The sequence below is a fragment of the Pseudoalteromonas sp. Angola-4 genome (assembly GCF_028599265.1).
GTDB classification, from domain to species: domain Bacteria; phylum Pseudomonadota; class Gammaproteobacteria; order Enterobacterales; family Alteromonadaceae; genus Pseudoalteromonas; species Pseudoalteromonas atlantica.
Genome location: NZ_JAQREK010000087.1, coordinates 1 through 461, shown reverse-complemented (window position 1 = coordinate 461; position 461 = coordinate 1). Strand labels below are relative to the sequence as shown.

The 461-nt window shown below is 42.3% G+C and carries 1 pseudogene; it reads right to left on the bottom strand.

Annotated features, from left to right (window positions below):
* Positions 1–448 (bottom strand): annotated as a pseudogene (locus tag PSH48_RS20930) (methyl-accepting chemotaxis protein); the annotation flags it as partial.
* Positions 449–461 lie beyond the last annotated feature (13 nt).

Sequence of the window (461 nt, the reverse complement as noted above, 5' to 3'; positions counted from 1 at the left end):
CCTCTCGCATTGTCCCAGACATGGCTTGCGTTGCTGACTCACAATCTTGGTGAGCTTGTTGCACTCGTTGATTAGTGACTAAGGTGTTTTTTGCTACCTCGTCAATTGAATGCACCATTTCTTCGACCGCAGACGATACCTGATGTAATTCAGATGCTTCTTTTTCAACGCCAGCCTGCGCAGCTTCAGCACAAACTTTAAGCGAATCAGCTCCTTTGCTAAGGCTTAAAGTGCCATCAATAATACGCCCAACAATGGTCGTTACTTTACCCTCAAGTAATTTAATCCGAAAATCACTATAGCTGAGGCTATCGCTACCAGAATAAATATGCCGAGATACGCTATCTGGGCCTGCCTTGGTTTTTTTGATTTTGCTTTGCGAGCGAATTAACTCTTCATAAAAAATAACAAAAGGCAGAGGAACAAACAGCAAACATAACCAGAACATGTAACTTGTTAAC